At 71.1% G+C, this 273-nt stretch carries 1 protein-coding gene; it reads right to left on the bottom strand.

The window, feature by feature from the left end; all coding sequences use genetic code 11:
- A partial coding sequence (locus tag ACLJNW_RS25120; protein WP_410961345.1) for a TIM barrel protein occupies positions 1-273 on the bottom strand: 273 nt, incomplete at both ends.

Below are 273 nucleotides of genomic sequence, written 5' to 3'. Positions count from 1 at the left end.
GAGGTAGGTCTCGCGGTGGCGGATGCGGTCGGCGCCGGCCGGCAGCAGTCCGGCCATGACATGGATGTGGCGGTTGCCGAGGACCTGGGCATAGTCGATGGCCTGGGCGATGGCGCGGCGGAATTCGGCCTCGCGCCCCGGCAGGCTGGCCAGGCCGCGCTCGCCCTTGTCCCAGTCGCCGGGTGCGGCATTGAACAGCACCTGGCGCAGGCCGTGGTCGTCCAGCCGGGCCTTCAGTTCGGCCGCAGGGTAGGCATAGGGGAACAGGTACTC

The organism is Salmonella sp. SAL4457, assembly GCF_046548235.1.
Classification (GTDB): Bacteria; Pseudomonadota; Gammaproteobacteria; order Enterobacterales; family Enterobacteriaceae; genus Salmonella; species Salmonella enterica.
Note: the sequence above shows the minus strand (reverse complement) of the source record. Positions and strands in the feature narration are given on the sequence as shown.